The organism is Nocardia miyunensis NBRC 108239, from assembly GCF_001613065.1.
Lineage (GTDB): Bacteria > Actinomycetota > Actinomycetes > Mycobacteriales > Mycobacteriaceae > Nocardia > Nocardia miyunensis.
In genome coordinates this window covers 67,182-88,988 of sequence record NZ_BDBQ01000061.1, presented here as the reverse complement: position 1 = coordinate 88,988, position 21,807 = coordinate 67,182, and the positions used below count along the sequence as shown (strand labels likewise).

At 68.5% G+C, this 21,807-nt stretch carries 20 protein-coding genes; 9 read left to right on the top strand and 11 right to left on the bottom strand.

What is annotated here, in order from left to right; all coding sequences use genetic code 11:
• The first annotated feature begins 8 nt into the window (after window positions 1-8).
• Window positions 9-134: a hypothetical protein gene (locus NM2_RS52645; RefSeq protein ID WP_281182535.1), complete on the top strand. Its 126-nt coding sequence runs from the start codon at window positions 9-11 to the stop codon at window positions 132-134.
• A gap of 409 nt (window positions 135-543) precedes the next feature.
• On the opposite strand, the gene glpD is transcribed toward NM2_RS52645, so the two are convergent.
• The 5 genes from glpD to NM2_RS26500 form a co-directional block, all read right to left on the bottom strand.
• Window positions 544-2,295 (bottom strand): glycerol-3-phosphate dehydrogenase, encoded by a 1,752-nt coding sequence (gene glpD, locus NM2_RS26520; protein ID WP_067673995.1) that lies wholly within the window; start codon window positions 2,293-2,295, stop codon window positions 544-546.
• Window positions 2,296-2,656: 361 nt separating this feature from the next.
• The gene (locus NM2_RS26515) at window positions 2,657-3,835 is read right to left on the bottom strand and encodes an aminotransferase-like domain-containing protein (protein ID WP_067673993.1); all 1,179 of its coding nucleotides are present in this window, start codon (window positions 3,833-3,835) and stop codon (window positions 2,657-2,659) included.
• A 104-nt stretch (window positions 3,836-3,939) separates the two neighbouring features.
• Window positions 3,940-5,217, bottom strand: coding sequence for a DUF8176 domain-containing protein (locus NM2_RS26510; protein WP_157121317.1), 1,278 nt, complete (start codon window positions 5,215-5,217; stop codon window positions 3,940-3,942).
• Between the two features lie 103 nt (window positions 5,218-5,320).
• A complete protein-coding gene (locus NM2_RS26505) occupies window positions 5,321-6,409 on the bottom strand; it encodes a hypothetical protein (RefSeq protein ID WP_245718230.1) in 1,089 nt (362 codons plus the stop codon).
• Between the two features lie 327 nt (window positions 6,410-6,736).
• Window positions 6,737-8,140 carry an NAD(P)H-quinone dehydrogenase gene (locus NM2_RS26500; RefSeq protein ID WP_067673989.1) on the bottom strand — a complete coding sequence of 468 codons (1,404 nt, stop codon included), beginning with the start codon at window positions 8,138-8,140 and terminating at the stop codon, window positions 6,737-6,739.
• A gap of 173 nt (window positions 8,141-8,313) precedes the next feature.
• Here NM2_RS26500 and NM2_RS26495 point away from each other — a divergent pair, with 173 nt between their 5' ends.
• The gene (locus tag NM2_RS26495) at window positions 8,314-8,787 is read left to right on the top strand and encodes a gamma-glutamylcyclotransferase family protein (RefSeq protein ID WP_067673987.1); all 474 of its coding nucleotides are present in this window, start codon (window positions 8,314-8,316) and stop codon (window positions 8,785-8,787) included.
• Between the two features lie 398 nt (window positions 8,788-9,185).
• Here NM2_RS26495 and NM2_RS26490 read toward each other — a convergent pair whose 3' ends face one another.
• The 4 genes from NM2_RS26490 to NM2_RS26475 form a co-directional block, all read right to left on the bottom strand.
• Entirely contained in the window at window positions 9,186-10,331 is a 1,146-nt protein-coding gene (locus NM2_RS26490; RefSeq protein ID WP_067674047.1) for a M20 family metallopeptidase, read from the bottom strand.
• A gap of 83 nt (window positions 10,332-10,414) precedes the next feature.
• Window positions 10,415-11,671 (bottom strand): M20 family metallopeptidase, encoded by a 1,257-nt coding sequence (locus NM2_RS26485; protein ID WP_084531569.1) that lies wholly within the window; start codon window positions 11,669-11,671, stop codon window positions 10,415-10,417.
• 92 nt (window positions 11,672-11,763) lie between these two features.
• Window positions 11,764-12,486 carry an enoyl-CoA hydratase-related protein gene (locus NM2_RS26480; protein ID WP_067674043.1) on the bottom strand — a complete coding sequence of 241 codons (723 nt, stop codon included), beginning with the start codon at window positions 12,484-12,486 and terminating at the stop codon, window positions 11,764-11,766.
• 32 nt (window positions 12,487-12,518) lie between these two features.
• On the bottom strand, window positions 12,519-13,433 hold the full coding sequence (locus NM2_RS26475) for a ribonuclease Z (RefSeq protein ID WP_067673985.1): 915 nt from the start codon (window positions 13,431-13,433) through the stop codon (window positions 12,519-12,521).
• Between the two features lie 140 nt (window positions 13,434-13,573).
• Here NM2_RS26475 and NM2_RS26470 point away from each other — a divergent pair, with 140 nt between their 5' ends.
• Window positions 13,574-14,353 carry a purine-nucleoside phosphorylase gene (locus NM2_RS26470; protein ID WP_067673983.1) on the top strand — a complete coding sequence of 260 codons (780 nt, stop codon included), beginning with the start codon at window positions 13,574-13,576 and terminating at the stop codon, window positions 14,351-14,353.
• A 71-nt stretch (window positions 14,354-14,424) separates the two neighbouring features.
• Window positions 14,425-16,239, top strand: coding sequence for a phospho-sugar mutase (locus NM2_RS26465; RefSeq protein WP_084531578.1), 1,815 nt, complete (start codon window positions 14,425-14,427; stop codon window positions 16,237-16,239).
• Window positions 16,240-16,402: 163 nt separating this feature from the next.
• Here the strand turns inward: NM2_RS26465 and upp are convergent, their stop codons facing one another.
• Complete coding sequence (gene upp / locus NM2_RS26460) at window positions 16,403-17,026, bottom strand: uracil phosphoribosyltransferase (RefSeq protein ID WP_067673979.1); 624 nt, start codon at window positions 17,024-17,026, stop codon at window positions 16,403-16,405.
• Window positions 17,027-17,173: 147 nt separating this feature from the next.
• Here upp and NM2_RS26455 point away from each other — a divergent pair, with 147 nt between their 5' ends.
• Genes NM2_RS26455 through NM2_RS26435 form a run of 5 tightly spaced genes read left to right on the top strand, consistent with a single transcriptional unit; the run spans window position 17,174 to window position 20,586 of the window.
• A complete protein-coding gene (locus NM2_RS26455; protein WP_067673977.1) occupies window positions 17,174-17,497 on the top strand; it encodes a type VII secretion target in 324 nt (107 codons plus the stop codon).
• On the top strand, window positions 17,494-18,609 hold the full coding sequence (locus NM2_RS26450; RefSeq protein WP_067673975.1) for an NlpC/P60 family protein: 1,116 nt from the start codon (window positions 17,494-17,496) through the stop codon (window positions 18,607-18,609). The genes NM2_RS26455 and NM2_RS26450 overlap by 4 nt, the downstream gene beginning before the upstream one ends.
• Window positions 18,606-18,962 (top strand): hypothetical protein, encoded by a 357-nt coding sequence (locus NM2_RS26445; protein ID WP_067673973.1) that lies wholly within the window; start codon window positions 18,606-18,608, stop codon window positions 18,960-18,962. Before NM2_RS26450 ends, NM2_RS26445 begins: the two co-directional genes overlap by 4 nt.
• A gap of 4 nt (window positions 18,963-18,966) precedes the next feature.
• A complete protein-coding gene (locus NM2_RS26440) occupies window positions 18,967-19,299 on the top strand; it encodes a YbaB/EbfC family nucleoid-associated protein (protein WP_067673971.1) in 333 nt (110 codons plus the stop codon).
• Between the two features lie 33 nt (window positions 19,300-19,332).
• Window positions 19,333-20,586, top strand: coding sequence for a SatS C-terminal domain-containing protein (locus NM2_RS26435; protein WP_067673968.1), 1,254 nt, complete (start codon window positions 19,333-19,335; stop codon window positions 20,584-20,586).
• A gap of 34 nt (window positions 20,587-20,620) precedes the next feature.
• On the opposite strand, the gene NM2_RS26430 is transcribed toward NM2_RS26435, so the two are convergent.
• Window positions 20,621-21,712, bottom strand: a complete 1,092-nt coding sequence (locus tag NM2_RS26430) for an adenosine deaminase (protein WP_067673966.1) — start codon at window positions 21,710-21,712, stop codon at window positions 20,621-20,623.
• Between the last annotated feature and the right edge of the window lie 95 nt (window positions 21,713-21,807).

Below are 21,807 nucleotides of genomic sequence, written 5' to 3'. Positions count from 1 at the left end.
GGTCGCCCATGACCGCAGCCAACGCCCGACGCATCGCGCGCATCACCGTCCAGCTGGTGTACGCGCTGATCGCGCTGGCCATGATGCTGCTGTTCAGCTACCTGTTACTGCATACTGCGTACCACCCCGGATAGCTCGCGGCGCGAACCCGACTCAGCGCACGAACGCACAACTCGACTCCTACAGGCTGTTGCGCAGCTCGTCGACGGCACAGCACGCATCCTCGACGTGCCCGTTCGCCGAAGAATTTCCCGTGCGCGAAGGGCGGATCGCCGACCATGGTCACCTCGTACGGCTCGCCCTCGTAGTAGAGGGCCGCCGACACCGAGCCGTTCGGCAGTCGTCGGATGTGACCGGGCGCGTGGCGGTCTGGATCACCGCCTGTCAGGTAACCGGCGCGAACACGCCTCGGCACACGCACCCGGGCCGGGCCTCGCCACGACAGACCGAATCTCGTCATCACCGACAACGGTGCCGCACTCGTCGGCATGGCCGACTATGAGCGGCTGCCGAGCCCGCGGCACGACTCACCGCAGCGGGAATTCAGTCCTCGATCGGGACGGGCTCGAGAATCTCCGGACGCGGTTCCGGTGCCGCTGCTCGCAAGGCGTCGGCCGAGATGTCGTCCGGTTGGGTCTGCGAACGGATCTCGGCGTCCACCCGGGCGTTGTAGGTGGCGACCTCCCGCGCGATGCGCTCCTCGTTCCAACCCAGGACCGGCGCGACCAGCCGGGCCGTCTCCTCGGCACAGGCCACACCGCGGTGGGAGTACTCGATGGAGATGCGGGTGCGACGGGCCAGGATGTCGTCCAGATGCAGCGCGCCCTCGGCGGTGGCCGCGTAGACCGCCTCCACCCGCAGATAGGTCGGGGACTCGGTGATCGGTTGCAGCAGATCGGGATCGTCCGCGGCGAGATCCAGGACGTCGGTGACCAGCGAACCGTAGCGGTCGAGCAGATGCTCGATCCGATACGGATGCACGCCGTAGGTCTGAGCCAGCTGCGGGGCCTGGTTGAGCAGGGCGAAATAGCCGTCCGCACCCAGCAGCGGCACCTTCTCGGTGATCGACGGCGAGACCCGCTGCGGAATATCCGGCGCCGCGACGTCCACCGCGTCGTAGGCCATCACCCGGTAGGTGGTGTACTTCCCGCCCGCGATGGCGACCAGACCCGGGCAGATCCGCGCGACGGCGTGTTCGCGCGAGAGCTTGGAGGTCTCGTCGCTCTCCCCCGCCAGCAGCGGCCGCAGCCCGGCGTAGACGCCCTGGATGTCCTCGTGGGTGAGCGGGGTGACCAGCACCTGATTCACCTGCTCGAGCAGATAGGCGATATCGGCCTTGGTCGCCGCCGGATGGGCGAGATCGAGATTCCAGTCGGTGTCGGTGGTGCCGATGATCCAGTGGCTCGTACCCCACGGAATGACGAACAGCACCGAGGTCGGGGTCCGCAGGATCAGGGCGGTATCGCTGGCGATCCGGTCGCGCGGCACCACGATGTGCACTCCCTTGGAGGCGCGCACGTTGAAGCGGCCGCGCTGACGCGAGAGCGCCTGGATCTCGTCGGTCCACACGCCGGTCGCATTGATCACCACGTGCCCGCGCACCTGTGTGGTGCGGCCGTCCTCACTGTCGCGCACCGCCACCCCGACCACACGATCGGCCTCCCGCACAAACCCCACCACCTGTGTGGAAGTGCGGATGACCGCGCCGTAGTGCGCGGCGGTGCGGGCAACGGTCATGGTGTGCCGGGCGTCGTCGACGACCGTGTCGTAGTAGGTGACCCCGCCGATCAGCGCGTCCCGCCGAATTCCGGGCGCCAGCCGAAGCGCCGCCGACCGGGTCAGATGATGTTGTCCCGGAACGGATTTCGCACCGCCCATGGTGTCGTACAGCATCAGTCCCGAGGCGACATACGGGCGCTCCCAGAGCCGATGGGTCAGCGGATACAGGAAACGCAGCGGCTTGACCAGATGCGGCGCAAGGGTTTTCAGGCTCAGCTCGCGTTCGTGCAACGCCTCCCGCACCAGGCCGAAGTCCAGCTGTTCGAGATAGCGCAGCCCGCCGTGGAACATCTTGGACGAACGACTCGAGGTCCCCGAGGCCAGATCACGGGCCTCGACCAGCGCGACCTCCAACCCACGGGTCGCCGCGTCCAGCGCGATACCCGCGCCGACCACCCCGCCGCCGATGACGACGACGTCGAAATGGTCGCGCCCCAACCGCTCCCATGCGGCATCCCGCGTGGCGGGCCCCAGATCACCGGACGGCTGAGACTGCGATTGCGATGTCTTCGTCATCCTCGACTCCTCCAGCCGATGCCGAACCGCTCGTTGGTGACGCACACGTCCTGCCCGTTACCGCAAGGTAGCTGGACGTCACTGTAGTGCACCATCGCCCGAACGGCCGGAACCATCGGCCCTGGGAGACTCGCCTGATGATCGTGGCAGTCGACGCTGCCGTTCGGCTCCACGCAGCACACTCCCGGTTGCCACGGCCCCGGGGTGCACGGAGGATTATCCTGCGCCGTTCACAATCATGAACTACTCCTCCCCAAGTGGTCATGGGAAGACTACCAGGCAGGCGTATTCATCGGCCAGGAAAATACTGTCCGTCCGGACACGAATTGCTTGCGGCAGTGCATAATTCGCTTGCCAGGTCCTAATCGCCGAGGGCGCGGGCCAGCCGATCGACCGCCTCACGCAACACCGGAGCATCGAAGGTCGTGAAGCACAGGCGCATCGCGCCGCGGTAGTCCGAATCGACCGCGAACGCGGATCCGGGGACGTAGGCGACACCGTGATCGACTGCGCGCGAGAGCAATTCGGCGGTATCGGTGCCGTCGGTGAAGGCGGCCCACACGAACATGCCACCGGCCGCGTCGGTGCTGACGACCCGATCCCCGAACCGCTCCCGCAGCGCGCCGACCAATGCCTTGGCGCGCTCGCCGTAACTGCTTCGAACCGTATTCACGTGCGCGGCAAGCCAATCCGAGTCGGCGAGCAGTTCGGCGGTGATCTGCTGGGTCAGCGCCGAACCGCACAGGTCCGCACCCTGTTTGAGCAGTTCCACGCCACGACAGACCGCGGCGGGCGCGACCATCCAGCCCGCGCGCAGCGCGGGGGCGAGGATCTTCGACGCGCTGGACAGGCGAATCACGTTGGGCGAGTAGGTCGCAACGGGTTCAGGCGAGGGCCGGTCGAACCACAGTTCACCGTAGGGATCGTCCTCGATCACCCAGAAGCCGTACCGGTCGGCGAGTCCGGCCAGTTCCCCGCGACGCCGCGTGCTCATCGTCACCCCGCGCGGATTGTGGAAGTTACTGACCGTATGCACGACCGCCGGACGTTCACCACGCTCGAGCAGTTCACCCAGAACGTCGACCCGCATGCCCTCCTCGTCCAGCGGAACCGCCACGATCCGCGCTCCCGCGGCCCGGAACACCTGCAGCGCACCGACATAGGCCGGATCCTCCACCACGACCAGTGCGCCGGGATCCAGCAGCACCTCTCCCAGCAGCGACAACGCCTGCTGCGAGCCGTGGGTGACGAACACCTCCTCGATCGGCACCGACCGGCCCAACCGCGCCGATTCCCGCGTGGCGAGCACCTCACGCAGCGGCCCCCAGCCCGCCGACTGCGTGTACTGCAAGCGCGACCGGTCCGTCAGCGCGGACTCGGCCGCCAGCGCGATCCGGTCGCGCGGCATGAGCTGCTCGTCCGGCAGACCACCGGCCAGGCCGATCACCTCCGGCCGCTCGGTCAGCTTCAGCAGGTCGCGAATCGCCGAACTCTGCAGACCGTCGAGACGGCGAGACAATGTGGGCGTAGTCAGCGACATGGGAAACCTCCGAGAGCAGGCACGATAGCCTCACTCTCGCATATTTCACCCAGAATCTGAAATTATTATCTCACATTCTGAGAATCCATATCGGCGTCGTCCGCCTACTGCGACTTCTGGATGAGCTGCGAGATCAGGAACTTCCCGTTGACGTTCTGCACACTGAACACGTCACCGTATTGCGGCTTGTCGCCGTTCGGATGGAGTTCGGTGATGTCGACCTTGAAGGTGTCCGGAGCCAGGGTGTTGATTCGCAGGCAGTACGTGATCCCCTTCGGATAGGCGTCGATGACCTGCTGGCTGACATCTAGTCGGTGCGGAACCACGAACTGCTGCGCCTTCGCGGCGCTGCGCTCGGTGTAGATCCCGTATTCGAAGCCGAGAATCGCACCCGGCCCACTGAGGGTGTCACCCGGACCGTTACCGGTGGTGAGCGCGCCGTTGCTGAAGGTCTGGCAATCCAGGCCCTTGTCGGCTTGCGCGGAACTCGTCGCCCCGCCAGCGCTCTTGTCGCTGCTACCACGCATGGCGAACACGATCACGCCGACGATCGCGAGCACCACGACGACCGCCGCGGCGATTCCGCCGATCAGCACACCGCGGTTGCGGCGCGGCCCGTCGGAGGAAGGCGCGGAGGTCTGCCGCCCCGGGGCGCCGCCCACCTTGAGAACCAGATCGTCGTCGTCCCACAGCGACGACCCCTTGCCGGTGGAAGAGCCGCGGGCCGCGACGCTGGGCTCGCGTGGAGCCGCGAGTTTCTTGGCCAGATCGTCGTCGTCCCACAGCGAGCGCGGCTGCCCGGACTTGCCGTATTGGGACTGCGGCTTGTCGGCAGACTGCTCGGGCTGGCCCGGCGACCGCGGCGGCACGGTCCGCCACCGCGAACCCGTATCCGGCCCACCCTGCTGACCGGCGGACTGATCCGAATACCGCACCGTCTCCTGGGAGCCGGTCGAATCGGGCGAACGGTACTGCTGCGGCGGCTGCACGATCTCGCGGGAGCCGGTCGAGTCCGGCGCACGATACTGCTGCGGCTGCACGATCTCACGCGAGCCGGTCGAATCCGGCGCGCGATACTGCTGCGGCGGCGCGGGCACCGTGGGCGGCGCGGGCTGATCGACCGGCTGCCAGCCAAGGCTGGGCCGCTCGGGAGTATCGGCGGGCTGCCAGCCGACCGAGGGACGATCCGGGCCGTCGGCAGGTTGCCAGCCGACCGATCCACCGCCGGTCGGCGGACCGAACGCATCCACCGGGGGACCGAAATCACCTACCGGCGGGCCGAATCCGGACACGGGCGGTCCGAAACCCGACTCGCCACGATCGCGCGACGGCGGAGCCGACTCCCCCGATTCGTCGTGTTCCGCATCGTCCATGGAGGCCATCACCCGTTCCTTCCCCATGACACCCGCGTGGGGCGGTCTACCAACGACCGCCCCACGTCGAATCAGCTTGCACCGGCGTCCTCCGGCCGGCCAGTACCGATTATCAGTTCTGGACCGAACCACTCCACTGCGTGGTGACACCGGCGACATTCACCGTCTGCGGGGCGTAATTCCCCTCCGGAAGCCTACCAACGTGCGCGGCGGCATCGAGCGCGGCGACCCCGCCCGGCTGCATCCGGATCCAGCCCTCGACCGCCGCCTTGGCCGCATTGGCCTGGGTGGAGTCGATGTAGGTCTCGTTCTTGACGTCGTTGAAACCGGTGCGGGCCTTGAGGTCATCGATACCCGTGGTGTGGGTGTAGGTGGTGACCTTGATCTTGTTGGCCTCGACGTACTCGATCGAGACGCCCGCGTCGCCGGTCCCGGTAGGCGTCCGGTAGCCGACCGTGCCGACGTAGCCGTTGGCGTTGTTGAAGTGGTGCGTATTGGCCACGTACCCGGGCGCGATGCCGCCGCCGTCGATATTCGCGCCGACCTCGGTGTGCGGGCCGTTCATCTGTACGACCGGAGCGGCCGGGGCGGAATGCAGACTCGGCGAGCTCCAGCGCGGCGGCGCCTGCACGGTGCCCTGGTGGGCGTTGCCGTTGCCGGCCAGCCCGTCCATGGTGTTGGTGTCCTGACCGGGCTGCGGCTGCTGGCTCGGCTTCGGCTGGGTATCGCCCGGTCCGGGCACGACGGCCGGTTGCGCCGGGCCGTTCTGCTCCTGAGCGTTCTGCCCCGGCACCGGCAGCGGCGCCACGCGCGGCGTGGTCACGCCCGGCTGGACCGGAGCGACCAGACTCTGATCCGGTTGCGTCCCATCGGAATTGGGCTGGGTGACACCCGGCTGTGGCGAGGTCACGCCCGGCTGCGGCTGGGTCACTCCGGGCTGCGGAGTGTTGCTGTCGTTCGACTGCTGGCCCGGCTTGGTGACGCCCGGTTGCGCCGGCGACTGGCTCTGCGTCGAGGGGCTGGGGTTACCCGCCTGCGTGCCGCCCGGCTGAGCGGGCGTGGTGGGAACCGGGGTCGGACTCACCGGGTCCGCGCCAGCCGGTGCCGCCAGCAGGGTGGCCACCGCGGCTGCGGTAGCCAACGGCAACGACGTCGCCACCGCGCGTTGCACCCGATTCGGCTTACTACGATGATGTTTCACTGCTCGCAGTCCCTTTCCCGAGCACGGCCGCCGTCACGTCGCGCAAGGCCCACCGCACTGCTGTTATCCCTCATCAGATGCCGGACCGCTGGCGCGACCCCGGAGGCCGCTCGCGAATTCCGGTCGGGAAAGGCACCATCCCCCCGCACACGAAACCTGCCAACCGACCCACCACTCACATCTCTGCGGGAAGTGAATCACACGAACAGGTTTCCGGCAACATGTACCGAATTCCCAGTGGCGCAAACGCACTCGTTCCCGTGGGGCGCCTCGTCGAGGGGGCTGATCAGCCGCGACGGACCGGGCCGAAAACGGTGCGCGCGCAGGCTAACCGAGGTCGTCGTGACGCATCAACTGGCGGGCCGCCTCGGTGATCGACCCCGACAGCGACGGGTACACCGAGAAGGTCTGCGCCAGATCGTTCACGGTGAGATTGTTCTGCACCGCCATCGCGATCGGCAGGATCAGCTCCGAGGCGATCGGGGCGACCACCACGCCGCCGATCACCACACCGGTCGCCGGACGACAGAAGATCTTCACGAAACCGCGTCGCAGCCCGGACATCTTGGCCCGCGGATTGGTGTTCAGCGGCAGCATCACCGTGCGCGCCGGGACCTCACCGGCGTCGATCGCGTTCTGGCTCACGCCCACCGTGGCGATCTCGGGACGGGTGAACACCGCCGAGGCCACCGTCTTGAGCCGGATCGGCTGCACACCCTCGCCGAGGGCGTGGTACATCGCGATCCGGCCCTGCATGGCCGCCACCGAGGCCAGCGGGAGCAGTCCGGTGCAGTCGCCCGCGGCGTACACGCCCGGGACCGACGTGCGCGAGACCCGGTCCACCCGCAGATAGCCGCCCCTGTCCAGTTCGATGCCGATCCGCTCCAGGCCGAGGTTGGCGGTGTTCGGGGTGGAACCGACCGTCATCAGGGCGTGCGTGCCGGTGACCGTGCGGCCGTCGGAGAGTTTGACCACGATCCCGTCGGCGGTGCGCTCCACCGCATCCGCGCGCGCCTGCTTGACCAGTTCCACACCGCGTTCGGCCAGCGCGTCCTCGAGTACGAGCGCGGCGTCGGCGTCCTCGCCGGGCATCATCCGGTCGCGGCTGGACACCAGCTTCACCTGGACGCCCATCTCGGTGTAGGCGTTGACGAATTCCGCACCGGTGACACCGGATCCGACGACCACCAGGGTCTTGGGCAGTTCCTGCAGGTCGTACAGCTGCCGCCAGTTCAGGATCCGCTCACCGTCCGGTTCGGCGCCGGGCAACACGCGCGGGCTGGCGCCGGTCGCGATCAGCACCACCTCGGCCTCGAGCACCCGCTCCCCGCCGTCGTTCAGCCTGGCCCGCACCAGATGTGTGGCCAGGCCCGGAATCTGATCGATCAGCTCGCCGCCCCCGTTGAGGATGGTCACCCCGGCGGCCTGGAGCTTGGTGCGGATATCGGAGGACTGCGCCTGCGCCAGGGCTTTGACCCGGGAGTTCACCTCGGACAGCCGCACCTGGGCCTGCGCCGGATGCAGGGTGATGCCCAGATCCCGCGCGCGGCGCAGATCGGTGCGCACGCCGGTGGAGGCGATGAACGTCTTGGAGGGCACACAATCCCACAGCACGCACGCGCCACCGACGCCGTCGCAATCGATCACCGTGACCTCCGCGCCGTGTGCGGATGCCACCAGCGCGGCCTCGTAACCTGCCGGGCCGCCACCGATGATTGCAATGCGGGTCATGGATACCTCCGCCTTCGTGCTGTTCGACCGGGATCTCCGATACTCCGAAAGCGTATCTGTGCGCGTTCACGCGGGCGCGCCCGCCGCATGTTTGCGGGCCGCCGCGGGGACCCGGCCGGATGCGAGGCGCGTGCACCTTCGCCGTACTCCGAGTCATTCGATACTCTTGCCTGGTGCCGATATACGCCGCATACGGATCCAATATGGATCCCGAGCAGATGCTCAAGCGCTGTCCGCACTCCCCCGTGTACGGAACCGGCTGGTTGGAGGGCTGGCGCCTGACCTTCGCCGGGGACGACATCGGCTGGGAGGGACCGCTGGCGACGGTGGTCGAGGAGCCCGGGTCGCGCGTGTTCGTCGTGCTGTACGACGTCCCCGACGAGGACGAGGTCAGCCTGGACCGCTGGGAGGGCTCGGATTTCGGCATACACAAGAAGATCCGGCTGCGCGTCACCCCGAGTTCGGGCACCGGCTCACAACCCGTGCTGGCCTGGCTGTACGTCCTGGACGCCTACGAGGGCGGCCTGCCCTCGGCCCGCTACATCGGCGTCATCGCCGATGCCGCCGAAAAGGCCGGAGCCCCAGCCGAATACGTACACGCGCTACGCACCCGCAACTCCCGAAACGTCGGCCCCGGGGCTGGGTAGCTGTATCCTTGGCCTCCGCTTCGCTCCGGCGTGTTCGCGGCCCCCAAGGCTCGCCGCTGAGCACTCGAGACTCGGGCTTCGCCCATGCGCTGTGTTCGATTGCCTCCGCTTCGCTCCGGCGTGTTCGCGGCCCCCAAGGCTCGCCGATGACCACTCGAGACTCGGGCTTCGCCCATGCGCTTCGAGTGCTCATCGGCGAGCCGGCCGCGAACGGTCGCTCGAAGGCTCGCTCCGTGCGGGGCCGGGAAAGTGCGCACCTTTCGATTTACCAGGTGATGTAGGTCGAGAACACTGATTCACCAGGTGAACTAGGTCGAGAACACTGATTCACCAGGTAACCAGGTCGAGAACACTGTGGCCGCATCCGATATGGATGCGGCCACGTGAGAGATGTTGTGCTAGCTCGCGTTCAGGACCAGGTTGGTGAGCACGCGCACGCCGACGGCGAGGGCCCGTTCGTCCAGGTCGAAAGTGGGCTGGTGCAGGTCGAGCTGTTCGCCGTGGCCGGACCACACGCCGAGGCGGGCCATCGCGCCGGGGACCTGCTCGAGGTACCAGGAGAAGTCCTCGCCGCCGCCGGACTGCGGTGTGTCGGCCAGGGCGTCGGGACCGACGGCGCGGATGGCGTCCTCGAACATCCGGGTGGCCTGTTCGTCGTTGACCACCGGCGGGACGCCGCGCTTGTAGTTCAGCTGATACCGCACGCCCGTGGGCGCGAGCAGCCCGTCGACGATCTCGCGCACCATCGGCTCGAGCAGCGACCAGGTCGTGTGATCGCCGGTGCGGACGGTTCCGGTGAGCATGCCCGTCTGCGGAATCGCGTTGGGAGCCTTGCCCGCCGAGACCGCGCCCCACACCATCACGGTGCTGGTGCGCGGATCGATGCGGCGGCTCAGCAGTCCGGGCAGACCCGTGATGACGGTGCCGATCGCGTACACCAGATCGCTCGTCAGATGCGGACGCGAGGTGTGCCCGCCGGGCGAGTCCAGCACCAGTTCCACGGTGTCCGCGGCGGAGGTGATGGCACCCACCCGCACGCCGACGCGCCCGGCCTCGAGCCGGGGATCGCAGTGCAGCGCGAACGTCCGCGAAACGTCCTCCATCGCACCCGCAGCGACCATATCGATGGCCCCGCCCGGCATGACCTCCTCGGCGTGCTGGAAAACCAGCCGCACACCGACCGGCAGATCCGGCACCTGGGCCAGCGCCGAGGCCGCGCCCAGCAGGATCGCGGTGTGCGCGTCGTGACCGCAGGCGTGCGAGACGCCCGGCACGGTCGAGGCGAAGGGCAGTCCGGTGTACTCCTGCAGCGGCAGCGCGTCCATATCCGCGCGCAGGGCGATCCGCGGGCCGTCGGGACCGATATCACACAGCAGGCCGGTTCCGGTAGGCAGTTTGCGCGGCTCGAGTCCGGCCTTGATCAGCCAGGACTCGACGAATTCGGTGGTCGCGAATTCGGTGCGGGACAACTCCGGGTTGGTGTGCAGATGCCGCCGCCACCCGATCAGATCGTCCGCGTTCCCACGGAGCCACGCGTCGACGATCGCGCGCCCCGCACCCGGACCACCGGGTTCCGACGGGTCCGCCTCATCCGGGCCCGCCGCCGCTGCGGTTCGGCCATCTGTGCTCACCGAAAATCCTCCTGTCGCTGAACGCTGTGTTCCAACAACCGTTCTCTATGGAATTGATCGCCCGCGACCTGTATCGCGGTACGCGCCAACGCCGTGGCCCCATCGATCACCGCCAGATCCGCGGAATCGGTCACGCATGCCGCCGCGAATTCCGGCTGATGCGTCACCGATCCCGCGGCATCGATGCCGATGACCGGATGGATGCCCGGGATGGCATTGGTCACGTTGCCCATATCGGTACTGCCCAGCGGACGTGCCGCCGCCAGTTCCGGAGCCAGCGGTACCCGGCCGATACCGGCGATCTGCTCGCGGTAGGCACACAGTACTGCCGCATCGGGCGTGAGCTCGGTATACGTGGGCGAGAGCGTCCGGATGTCGTGGGTGGTTCCGGTCGCCAGCGCTCCCGCCTCGAAGCAAGCCGATGCGCGTCGCATCAGATCTTCGAGGGATGCGGAGTCGGCTGCCCGTAGGTAATACAGCAGTTCCGCGTGCTCGGGCACGATATTGGGGGCCACGCCGCCGGACTCGACTATACCGTGCAGTTGCTGTCCGGGCGCGAGATGTTGACGCAGCAACCCCAACGCAACCTGCGCGACGGTGACCGCGTCACCGGCGTTGCGGCCCTGTTCGGGGGCCGCGCTGGCGTGTGCGGCCCGGCCGTGGAACGTGATGGACAGATCGGCCAGGGCCAGCGAGCGCGCATCGACGATGTCGTGCGGCCCCGGATGGACCATCATCATCATCGCCACGCCGTCGAACACACCGCGTTCGAGCATGAGTACCTTGCCACCGCCGCTCTCCTCGGCCGGTGTGCCGAACACCTTCACCGTGATCGCACACGCGTCGGCCACCTCGGCCAGCCCGAGGCCGGCTCCCACCGCCGAGGCGGCGATGATGTTGTGCCCGCAGGCGTGGCCCATTCCTGGCAACGCGTCGTACTCGGCACAGATTCCCACGACGAGCGGGCCGTGGCCGTAGGTCGCGGTGAACGCGGTATCCAGCCCGGCAACCCCGGTCTCGACGGCGAATCCGCGTTCGCGCAGCGGCTCGAGGGTTCTGGCGGCGCTGCGGACCTCCTCGAACGCCAGCTCGGGTTCGGCGTGGATGGCATGGGACAGCGCGATCAGCTCCGCGGCGGCGCGGGCGATTCCGGCGTCGGCGGCAGCGGTGAGCGTCGGATCGGCCGGTCCGAGGATGGGGTCGGGCGACGGATCCGCAGGCTCGGGCTGTCGGTCGGCGCCGCGATATGCCATGGCATCAGTCTCGCACCCGAGACCAGGGTTGCGGAGTGTTGGCCGGGATGCCCGCGGATCCGGTGACGGCGACCCGCGGGCGTAACCGGTGATCAGGCCTGGAAGGCCAGGTTCTCCTGGGTGGTCGGCACCGCGAGCCCCGCGAGTGCGCGGCCGTGCAGGGCCCGCTTGATGACCGGCAGATTCGGCTTGCGGTTGCCGGCGAGCGCGGCGGCCCGTTCGACCGCGGCGGCCAGCAGCGCGTCCGCGTCGGCCTTGGCGTCGACGATCCCGGCGGCGATCGCGTCGTCCGCGCCGTAGCGACGTCCGGTGGTCATCGCCTCGACCGCGACCTGATTGGTCAGCCGCTCGGTGACGAGTGCGTTCATCGCCACCGTGAACGGCATGCCGAGGTGGACCTCCGGCAGGCACCAGTATCCGCGATCGGCGCGCATCACCCGGAAGTCGTGCGAGGTGGCCAGCATCGCGCCCGCGCCGAAGGCGTGCCCGTTCACGGCTGCGACAGTGGCCATCGGGAAGGTCAGCAGGCGGCTGAACATGCTGTGCACCCGGTCCAGATACCAGCCGCTGCGGTCGAAGTTGCCGAACAGCCAGTCGGTGTCCAGTCCGTTGGAATAGAACTTGCCGGTCGAGACGGTGACCAGCGCGGCCGGCGGATTGGGCTGCTCGGGCGTGACCCCGGCCCGTTCGACCTCGTCCAGCAGCCCGTGGAAGGTGTCGATCCAGTCGGGGTGGAAGCGGTTCTCGGTGTCGGCCTGTCCCTCGTTGCCGAGGTAGAGCACGAACACGTCCCCGTCACGTTCCAAATACGGCATACGCAGCAGCATAACGACGCCGTACGCACAAGTTACCGGCGAGTCGGTACCGGCACGCGCATCAGATCCTCGGCCACCACCAGCTCGCCGTCGAAGTATTTGCTCGCCTCGAGCCGATGGTCCTCGAGGTCGGCGTAACGCTGGGAGAAATGGGTGAGCACCAGGGTGCGCACGCCCGCCGCCTGCGCCACTCGCGCGGCCTGCGCGGCGGTGAGGTGGCCGTACTCGTGCGCCAGGCCCGCGTCGGTGTCCAGGAAGGTGGCCTCGATGACGAGCATATCGGCGTCCCGCGCCAATTCCTCTACGCCCGAACACATCCGGGTGTCCATCACGAAGGCGAAGCGCTGCCCCCGGCGCACCGTGGAGACCTCGTCCAGGGTGACCACCCGATCCTCGGACAGCCGCAGCGAACCCTCGCGCTGCAGACGACCGATATCCGGTCCGGAGATACCGAATTCGGCCAGCCGCTCGGGCAGGATGCGCCGTCCGTCCGGCTCGATCAGGCGGTAGCCGAAGGTCTCGACGCGATGGTTCAGCCGCACCGCCTCGAAGTCGAATGCCGTGTGCGGCAAGGGAATCGGACCGGCCGCCGCGACCGGCTGTTCGCGCAGCCCGGCGTAGTACGGCACCACATCGCGCAGCCTGCAATAGAATTCGCGGCCCACCGCCGGGAAGCAGATGTCGACCGGATGCGTCACCTGATCGAGGTTCAGGCGCGCGAGCACACCCGGCAGGCCGAGGCAGTGGTCACCGTGGAAGTGGGTCAGGCAGATCCGGGTGATCGAAGCGGCCGAAACGCCCGCGAACGACATCTGCCGCTGAGTGCCCTCACCGGGATCGAACAGCAGCCCCTCGCCGTCCCAGCGCAGCAGATACCCGTTGTGGTTACGCTGGCGGGTCGGCACCTGGCTGGCCGTCCCCAGCACGACGAGCTCACGCGCAGTCACAACTCTGTTCCCACCACATTTTCGACACGACGTCCACCCGCGCACCGCGAGTCCGGCGTGCGCGACGCTACCAGGCACTCCGGGTGACGGCAGGTCACCCGGAAACCGCATGCCGTGACGTTTCGCACTATCGTGAACCCATGCTTGCCGAACAGGCCGCAGCGGCGATCGCCGAGCGCACCGGAGTTCCGCACCACCGTATCGCCGTCGTACTCGGCTCCGGCTGGCAGGATGCCGCCGCCGAGATCGGCGTCCCGACGGCATCGGTGCCCATGACCGAGCTGCCCGGATTCGATGCGCCCACCGCCCTGGGCCACCAGGGCACCGTGCATTCGGTGGCGGTGAACGATTCGCCGGTCCTGCTGATGATGGGCCGTCAACATCTCTACGAGGGGCACGAACCCGCGCAGGTGGTGCACGGGGTGCGCACGGCGATCGCGGCCGGAGCGGACACCGTCGTACTCACCAATGCGGCCGGGGGAATCCGGCCCGGACTGCGGGTGGGCGAGCCGGTGCTGATCTCCGATCACCTCAATCTGACCGGGCGCACCCCGCTCACCGGAGCGTCGTTCGTCGATCTGGTCGACGCGTGGGATCCCGAATTGCGCCGCCTGGCAAAGGAAGTCGACCCGAGCCTGACCGAGGGCGTCTACGCGGGACTGACCGGGCCGCAGTACGAGACGCCCGCGGAGATCCACATGTTCGGCGTGCTGGGCGCGGATCTGGTGGGTATGTCCACGGTGCTGGAGGCCATCGCCGCTCGCGCGCTGGGCGTGCGGGTGCTGGGCATCTCGCTGGTCACGAATCTGGCCGCCGGGGTGACCGGCGAACCCCTCTCGCACGCCGAGGTGCTGGCCGAGGGACGCGCCGCCGCCCCGCGACTGGGCAAACTGCTGCGCGGAGTGCTCGAACGCCTCTGAGGCGGCGGGCCTCTACCACGCGGATGCGGCCGGGCCGCACCGGAATTCGATGTGCCGGAAAGGATGTGCTGATGCTGCGATTCGGTACGGCCGGTCTGCGGGGACCGCTGCGGGACGGTCCGGACGGGATGAACGTGAACACGGTGCTGCGCGCCACCGCCGGCCTGGCCGAGTGGCTGCGCGAGCGCTGCCTGGGCGGCGGCGTGGTGATCGTCGGCCGCGACGCCCGGCACGGATCGGCCGAATTCGCCACGGCCACCGCGGAAGTCCTCGCCGCGGCCGGATTCTCGGTGCTGCCGCTGCCGCGCCCGCTGCCCACCCCGGTCGTGGCCTTCGCCGTGCGCGAACTCGGGGCCGTGGCCGGAGTGCAGATCACCGCATCACACAATCCGGCCACCGACAACGGCTACAAGGTCTACCTCAGCGGCGGCTCCCAGCTGATCCCGCCCGCCGACGCCGAGATCGAGCGTCACATCGAGGCCGTGCGCGACCCGGTCCCCCGCGCCGATCCCCTGCCGACCTCCCCCGACCCGCAACTGCTGGCCCTGCCGCCCGGCACTCCGGTCGCCGATCTGGGCGAGGAGATCGTCCGCCGCTACCTCGACCGCGTCGCCACCCTGCCTGTCCGGCTCGGTGACCCCGGTCCGCTGCCCAGCACGTCCGGTGACCTGGTCGGCGGATCAGACGCACCGCCCGGCGAACCCGATGCACGATCGAGCAGCGCCGGGGCGTCCGCCGCCGCATCGGGCACGGTGTTCGGGCACGATTCGCTGGACGACACATCGACTACCGACGGCGCGGCGCGAATCACTACGACGCCAGCAGATGGCGTCTCGAATCCCTTGCCGCGCAACGCACTCCGCATCGCGCTGACGCCGATGCACGGGGTGGGCGGCGAGCTGGCCGTGGCGGCGCTGCATGCGGCCGGGTTCACCGATGTGCAGGCGGTGGTCGAGCAGTTCGCGCCGGATCCGGATTTTCCGACGGTCGGTTTCCCGAATCCGGAGGAGCCGGGAGCCTCGGATCTGCTTCTCGCCCTGGCCGATCGGATCGATGCCGATCTGGCGATCGCCCTGGATCCCGATGCCGACCGATGTGCCGTCGGGCTGCCCGGACCGGATGGATACCGGATGCTGCGCGGTGACGAGACCGGTGTGCTGCTGGGCGATTTCGTGCTGCGCCACGCCCCCGCGGACGCTCTGGTGGCGACCACCATCGTGTCCTCGCGGCTGCTGAGCAAGCTCGCCCCGGCCCGTGGTGCGCGCTACGCGGAGACGTTGACCGGATTCAAGTGGCTGGCGCGTGCGGGTAGCGGCATGATCGGGTCAGGGCCGGAAGCGGCAGCGGAGCGTAACCACGCAGGCCCCCCGATCATGCCCCGCCTGGTCTACGCGTACGAGGAGGCGATCGGGCACTGCGTGGATCCGGCGGCGGTGCGGGACAAGGACGGGATCTCCGCCGCGGTCGCGGTCGCCGAACTCGTCGCCCGGCTGCGCGCCCACGATCGCGGGCCGCTCGATCTGCTCGACGACTACGCCCTCGAATTCGGCCTGCACGCCGGGGATCAGGTCTCCCTGCGTCTGACCGATCAGGCCGCTGCCGCACAGGTTCTCGCACGTCTGCGGGAGAACCCGCCGGACGCCATCGCCGGTACCCCGGTCACCTGCACCGATATGGCGCGGGTGCGCGGGCCGATGCGCACCGACGCGCTGATCTTCACCGCGGACGCGCTGCGCATCGTGGTCCGCCCATCGGGCACCGAGCCCAAGCTCAAGTGCTATCTCGAAGTGGTCGAACCGGTTTCGTCCCGGGCGGCGCTGCCCGGCGCGAAACGGGTTGCCGCGCAACGCCTGTCCGATCTGCGCAAGTATTTCGAGAACCTCTGAGCTCGTCGCCCCGAATTCACGCCCCTCGCCTCGACCACGCCATCGCTCTCGGCACACCGCCGTCCGGCGCCGGAATTCCATGGCCCAGCACCCTTCCGCGGCACCCGGTCGCGGCCGCATTCGGATCGCCGACGCCGCCCCCCGGCTCGAGACCAGATCCGGGTCAGCGCGGCCCGAATTGGCGATCGCCCGCGTCACCGAGTCCGGGCACGATGTAGGCATCGGCATTGAGCCCGGTATCGACCGTCGCGGTGACCAGCCGGACGGGCAGTCCGGACTCTTCGAGCGCCGCGACGCCCTCGGGCGCGGCGACGACGCAGACCGCGGTGATGTCGGTGGCGTCGCGGGCGGCCAGCAGTTCCAGGGTGTGCCGCATCGAACCGCCGGTCGCCAGCATCGGATCCAGGACGAATACCGGTACACCGGCCAATGTCTCGGGCAGCGACTCCATGTACGGCACCGGCTGATGGGTGCGTTCGTCGCGGGCGATGCCGACGAAGCCGACCCGCGATTCCGGAATCAGCTCGCTGGCGGCGTCCACCATGCCGAGCCCGGCCCGCAGCACCGGCACCAGCAGCGGCGGACGCGCCAGCCGCACACCCTCGGTGACCGCGACCGGAGTGGTGACCTCGAACGTCGTCAGCGGCGCCTCGCGCAACGCCTCGTAGATGAGGATTCCCGTCAGATCCCGCAGTGCGCCACGGAAAGCCGGGTTGGGTGTGCGCACATCGCGCATGATGGTCAGCAGGGTGGAAACGAGCGGATGATCCACGATATGCGTTCGCATGAGGGAACGATAAGGTTTCTGTCGGGTCCTGGCCCGCACTCCGTCCGGGAATTTCTCCCTCCCGGAGTGGAACCGTTCTCGTGGAGCCTGCGTCAAACTACTCGGATGACGTAATCTGCCACCAGACCAGCACGATGGGGGATTGTGATGCCAAAGATCTCGGTCGACACCGAGGGCCTTGCCGCCTACGGTGCGACAGCCGGCGGACTGGCCGGTGAAATGGCTTCGGCCGCAACGGCGGCGGCAGCGGCGGACCCGGCCCTGCTCGGCCCGATCTTCGGGCTCGTCGGGGGTGATTTCCTCACCGCGTACTCCGCGGCCCACGCCGGGCACGTCGCCTCGATCGGCCAGCTGTCCGCGGTGCTCGGCACCATGGGCACCGCCGCGGCCGGCGCCTCGGTCAGCTACGCGGAGAACGATGCCGAGCGCGTCACCGCGATGCACGCCGTACAGGAAGAGCTCCAGGCATGATCGCCGGGATCGACCTCGACGCGCTGGCCAAGCCGCTGGTCGATCTGGTCGCCAGTTTCGGCACCGGCGTGCTGCCCACCGGCGGCCCCGCCGATGCGCTGCGCCAGACCTCCACGACGTTGGACGGCATCCACAAGGCCGGTAGCGCGAGCATCAACCAGATGACCAACGCCTGGAACGGCCGCGCCGGCGACGCCGCGATGGACAAGGCGATGCAGGTGCAGACCTCCGCCGCGAACATCTCCGATCGCGGCACGAACATGGCCGACGTGGTCAGTCAGGCCGCGTCCACGGTGCAGACCGGCCAGCAGAAACTCGCCGGAATCCTGCAGGACTTCGTGCACCAGGTGAACGTGCTGGGCCCGGCCGCCACCACGCCCGTCGGCCTGACGACCGTGGTCACCTCGGCGATCGACCACTTCGGCCAGGCGGTGGGCGTGGTCGGGCAGGTGCGTTCGGACCTCGACACGCACACCGCCTCGATGACCCAGCTGACCCCGGCCCCGTCCACCCCGTCCACGGTCGGCACACCGGTCAATACGGCTTCGCTGATCTCCCAGGCCAGCAGCGGCGCGGAGACGGCGTCCTCGCTGCTGGGCGGCGTATTGTCCAGCGGAGGTTCGGCGGTCGGCTCGATGACCACCCCCGCCTCGGCCAAGGCCTCGAAAACCTCCACAGCGGCGAACAGCAGTACCGACAAGACCACCAAGAACGGCGGCGTGATGATCACGCTGCCCGACGGCACCCAGGTCGAAGCGCCCAATCAGAAGGCCGCGACGGCGGTCAAGGCGGCTATCGGCTGCTGCGGCACCCCCTATGTGTGGGGCGGTAACACCCCTGGTCAGGGCCTGGATTGCAGTGGCCTGACGAAATACGCGTACGGCCAGGCGGGTGTCGACCTGCCGCGCCTGGCAGCCGATCAGAGTCAAGGCGCGACACAGGTCGGTCCCGGCGATGTGGAGCCGGGCGACCTGGCAATCTGGGATGGTCACGTCGCCATGGTGGTGGGTAACGGGAAGATGGTCGAGGCCGGAGATCCGGTGCAGATCGACGCGATTCGAACGGAGAACATGGGAATGGCGTTCCACGGCTTCTACAGGCCCACGTCATGAGCGCGCCGCAGCAACCGCAGAAGGAGATCCCGAACGTCACGGTCGCCTCGAGCACCAATCGTTCCGGCACCATCTCCGTGCGGGCGACCGATCAGGGCATGCCGGTGGAGATCAAGTTCGAGCGCAGCGAATACCGTTACGGCGCACAGGCTCTGGCCGCGGAGATCCTGCGCCTGACGAAGCGTTCGGCGATCGTGGCCAAGGCCCGCAGGCGGGAGCTGCTGGCCGAATCGGGCATGCCGGTCGAGATCCTCGACAAGCTCGGCCTGCCCACCCGCCAGACCGCCGTGGACGAGCTGGACCGCATGGACGACGAGGACACCGGACCCACGAGCTGGATGAGGCAGGTTTGAGCGTATGAGTGCGGAGATGGATGCTCTCGTCGCCGCGGCGACCGAGAAGCTGGAGGCGCTCGAGGCGGCGCTGCACGGCCTCGGGCAGGTGCGCGGCAAGCACACCACCGACGACGGTCTGATCAGCGTCGAGGTGAACAGCGACGGCGCCCTGGTCGGCCTGCGGCTGGCCGAGTCGATCACCTCTCGTCCCCCCGCCGACGTGGGGCAGGCCATCATCCAGGCCTGTACACAGGCGGCCCAGGATGCGGGCGAACAGCGGTCGGCGGTCGTCGCGACGCTCAATTCGAGCTTCGCCACACCGCAGGCGGGAAATGTTGTGGGGCGGGCCGAATAGTGCCACAGGCGCAGGGTCGATAGGCTCACGGTCATGGCTTCTGGAGACATCGTCCCGATCGAGCTCGGCCTGACCGACGGCGATCTCGTCACCCTATGGGCACCGCGCTGGCGCGACGGTGAGGACGAGTGGGAGGCATTCCTCGGACACGAGGACGCTCTGTACGGTTTCGACTCGGTCGCGGAGCTGGTCGCGTTCATCCGGACCAACGACGACAACGATCTGGTCGACCATCCGTCGTGGAAGGTCATCGCCGGATTGTCGGCCGCGGAGCTGGAGCCCGAGGAAGAGCACATCTTCGATCTGGTCGCGGTGCCGGAGCTGGCGGCGGGTGATCCCGATCCGGAGGCCATCGCCGAGCTCGACGCGACGCTCGACATGGCCCGCACGATCGCGGAGGTGTGCGAGCTCGAGGTGGCGACCAAGTTCTTCGACTCGCATCCGGAGATCGGCGTGCTGTCCTCGGGGATGAGCGCCTTCTTCGGCCGCGAGGGCGAGGAGCTGTGGGGGAAGATCGGCGCGGCCATCGTCAAGGACTGGGACGAGGTCGTGGACGCCATCGATGCGGTGGTGAAATCGCCCGAGGTCGACGCGGACGCGGTATCCGTCGCCGAGGCGGAACTGCTTGCGGCGGAACAGAATATCGTCGACGCCGAGGACGCGGCCGAGAACGACGAGGACGACGAGATCGAGCAGGTCGACCTCGACGCGGAGGACGAGGAGGCCGAGGACGAGGAGGAGACCTTCTGGCACAGCGTCGGCATCGACCCGGTCCGGATCGTCACCTCCGAGGGCCAGTTCTTCACGCTGCGTTGCTACCTCGACGACGAACCGGTGTTCCTCGGCAGCAACGGCCAGATCACGGTCTTCGGCTCCGAGCGCGCCCTGGCCCGCTATCTGGCCGACGACCACGATCACGATCTGGCCGCGGTGAGCACGTACGGCGAGGTGCACACCGCCGCGATCGACGGGTCGCTGGAGGTGGAGGTCTCCGACGAGAACGTCTACGTCCTGCCCGGCCTGGCCGACGATCTGGCCGAGGGCCCCAAGGCGGTGGATCTCGATCAGCTCGACCTCGCGGTCGAATTGTTCACCGACGCGGCCGATTACGCCGATGACGACGACGTGGAACAGGCGCTGGCCAAGTCCACCTCACTCGGCTCGTACGTCTCGTACCTGCTCGAGCCCGACCCGAGCCGGATGGCGCCCAGCCCGCCCTTCGCCGCCGAGGCCGAAGCGTGGCGCGCCCTGGAACGCGCCTTCGAGAGCCGCCTGCACAAGGACTGAAACCCCGCGCCGGGCAGGCGCGGGGTGGGGTCGGCTAGCCCAGCAGTACCGCGTAACCGGGCTTGATGAGTTCGTCGATGATGCGGAGGCGTTCGGGGAAGGGGATGAAGGCGGACTTCATGGCGTTGATGGTGAAGCGTTCGAGATCGCTCCAGCCGTAACCGAACGTGTCGACGAGTTTGAGCATTTCGCGGCTCATGCTGGTATCGCTCATCAGCCGGTTGTCGGTGTTGACCGTGACGCGGAAGCGCAGCCGAGCCAGCAGGTCGAACGGATGCTTCTCCAGGGAGGGCACCGCGCCGGTCTGCACATTCGAGGACGGGCACAGCTCCAGCGGAATCCGCTGGTCCCGAACGTAATTGGCGACCAGCCCGAGTTTCGGCTCGGATTCGGAGTCGGTGATGTCGTCGGTGATGCGCACACCGTGGCCCAGGCGCTCGCAGCCGCAGAACGCGACGGCCTCGTGGATGGACGGCAGGCCGAATGCCTCACCGGCGTGGATGGTGAAGTGCGCGCAGTTGGCCCGCATGTATTCGAAGGCGTCCAGGTGCCGGCTGGGCGGATAGCCCGCCTCGGCCCCGGCGATATCGAATCCGCCCACGCCGCGATCGCGCCACCGCACGGTCAGCTCCGCGATCTCGAGCGATCGCGCCGCATGCCGCATCGCGGTGAGCAGGCATACCACCCGGATGGGCGTGCCCGCGTCGGCGGCCAGTCGTTCGCCCTCGTGGAAGCCCGCCAGGGTGTGTTCGACGACCTCGTCCAGGGTGAGGCCGCGCTGTAGATGTTGTTCGGGCGCGAAACGCACCTCGGCGTACACCACGCCGTCCTCGGCCAGGTCCAGGGCGCATTCGCGGGCCACGCGGCGCAGGCCCTCGGCGGTCTGCATGACGGCGGTGGTATGCGCGAAGGTTTCCAGATATCGCTCGAGTGATCCGCTGTCTGCCGCATCGCGGAACCAGTTGCCCAGCGCGGCGGCGTCCTGGGCGGGCAACTGGTCGTAACCGCACTGTCCCGCGAGTTCCAGCACGGTCGCGGGGCGCAATCCACCGTCGAGGTGATCGTGCAGCACGGCCTTCGGGGCCTGGCGGATCGAGGCGAGAGTCAAAGGCATCGGTCCAGTCATGTAACGACGCTAGCCGCATCCGCCGAGTTCCGCAGCGAACTCTCCCGGTGTCCACCCCTTCGAGGGCGAATCGTCCCCTTCCGGTTGCCCGCACG

Coding starts and splice junctions, on each gene's coding strand:
- NM2_RS52645 (WP_281182535.1), top strand. CDS start 9: ATGACCGCAGCCAACGCCCGACGCATCGCGCGCATCACCGTCCAGCTG.
- glpD (WP_067673995.1), bottom strand. CDS start 2,295: ATGACGAAGACATCGCAATCGCAGTCTCAGCCGTCCGGTGATCTGGGG.
- NM2_RS26515 (WP_067673993.1), bottom strand. CDS start 3,835: ATGTCGCTGACTACGCCCACATTGTCTCGCCGTCTCGACGGTCTGCAG.
- NM2_RS26510 (WP_157121317.1), bottom strand. CDS start 5,217: ATGGCCTCCATGGACGATGCGGAACACGACGAATCGGGGGAGTCGGCT.
- NM2_RS26500 (WP_067673989.1), bottom strand. CDS start 8,140: ATGACCCGCATTGCAATCATCGGTGGCGGCCCGGCAGGTTACGAGGCC.
- NM2_RS26485 (WP_084531569.1), bottom strand. CDS start 11,671: ATGGCATATCGCGGCGCCGACCGACAGCCCGAGCCTGCGGATCCGTCG.
- NM2_RS26480 (WP_067674043.1), bottom strand. CDS start 12,486: ATGCCGTATTTGGAACGTGACGGGGACGTGTTCGTGCTCTACCTCGGC.
- NM2_RS26470 (WP_067673983.1), top strand. CDS start 13,574: ATGCTTGCCGAACAGGCCGCAGCGGCGATCGCCGAGCGCACCGGAGTT.
- NM2_RS26465 (WP_084531578.1), top strand. CDS start 14,425: ATGCTGCGATTCGGTACGGCCGGTCTGCGGGGACCGCTGCGGGACGGT.
- upp (WP_067673979.1), bottom strand. CDS start 17,026: ATGCGAACGCATATCGTGGATCATCCGCTCGTTTCCACCCTGCTGACC.
- NM2_RS26455 (WP_067673977.1), top strand. CDS start 17,174: ATGCCAAAGATCTCGGTCGACACCGAGGGCCTTGCCGCCTACGGTGCG.
- NM2_RS26450 (WP_067673975.1), top strand. CDS start 17,494: ATGATCGCCGGGATCGACCTCGACGCGCTGGCCAAGCCGCTGGTCGAT.
- NM2_RS26445 (WP_067673973.1), top strand. CDS start 18,606: ATGAGCGCGCCGCAGCAACCGCAGAAGGAGATCCCGAACGTCACGGTC.
- NM2_RS26440 (WP_067673971.1), top strand. CDS start 18,967: ATGAGTGCGGAGATGGATGCTCTCGTCGCCGCGGCGACCGAGAAGCTG.
- NM2_RS26435 (WP_067673968.1), top strand. CDS start 19,333: ATGGCTTCTGGAGACATCGTCCCGATCGAGCTCGGCCTGACCGACGGC.
- NM2_RS26430 (WP_067673966.1), bottom strand. CDS start 21,712: ATGACTGGACCGATGCCTTTGACTCTCGCCTCGATCCGCCAGGCCCCG.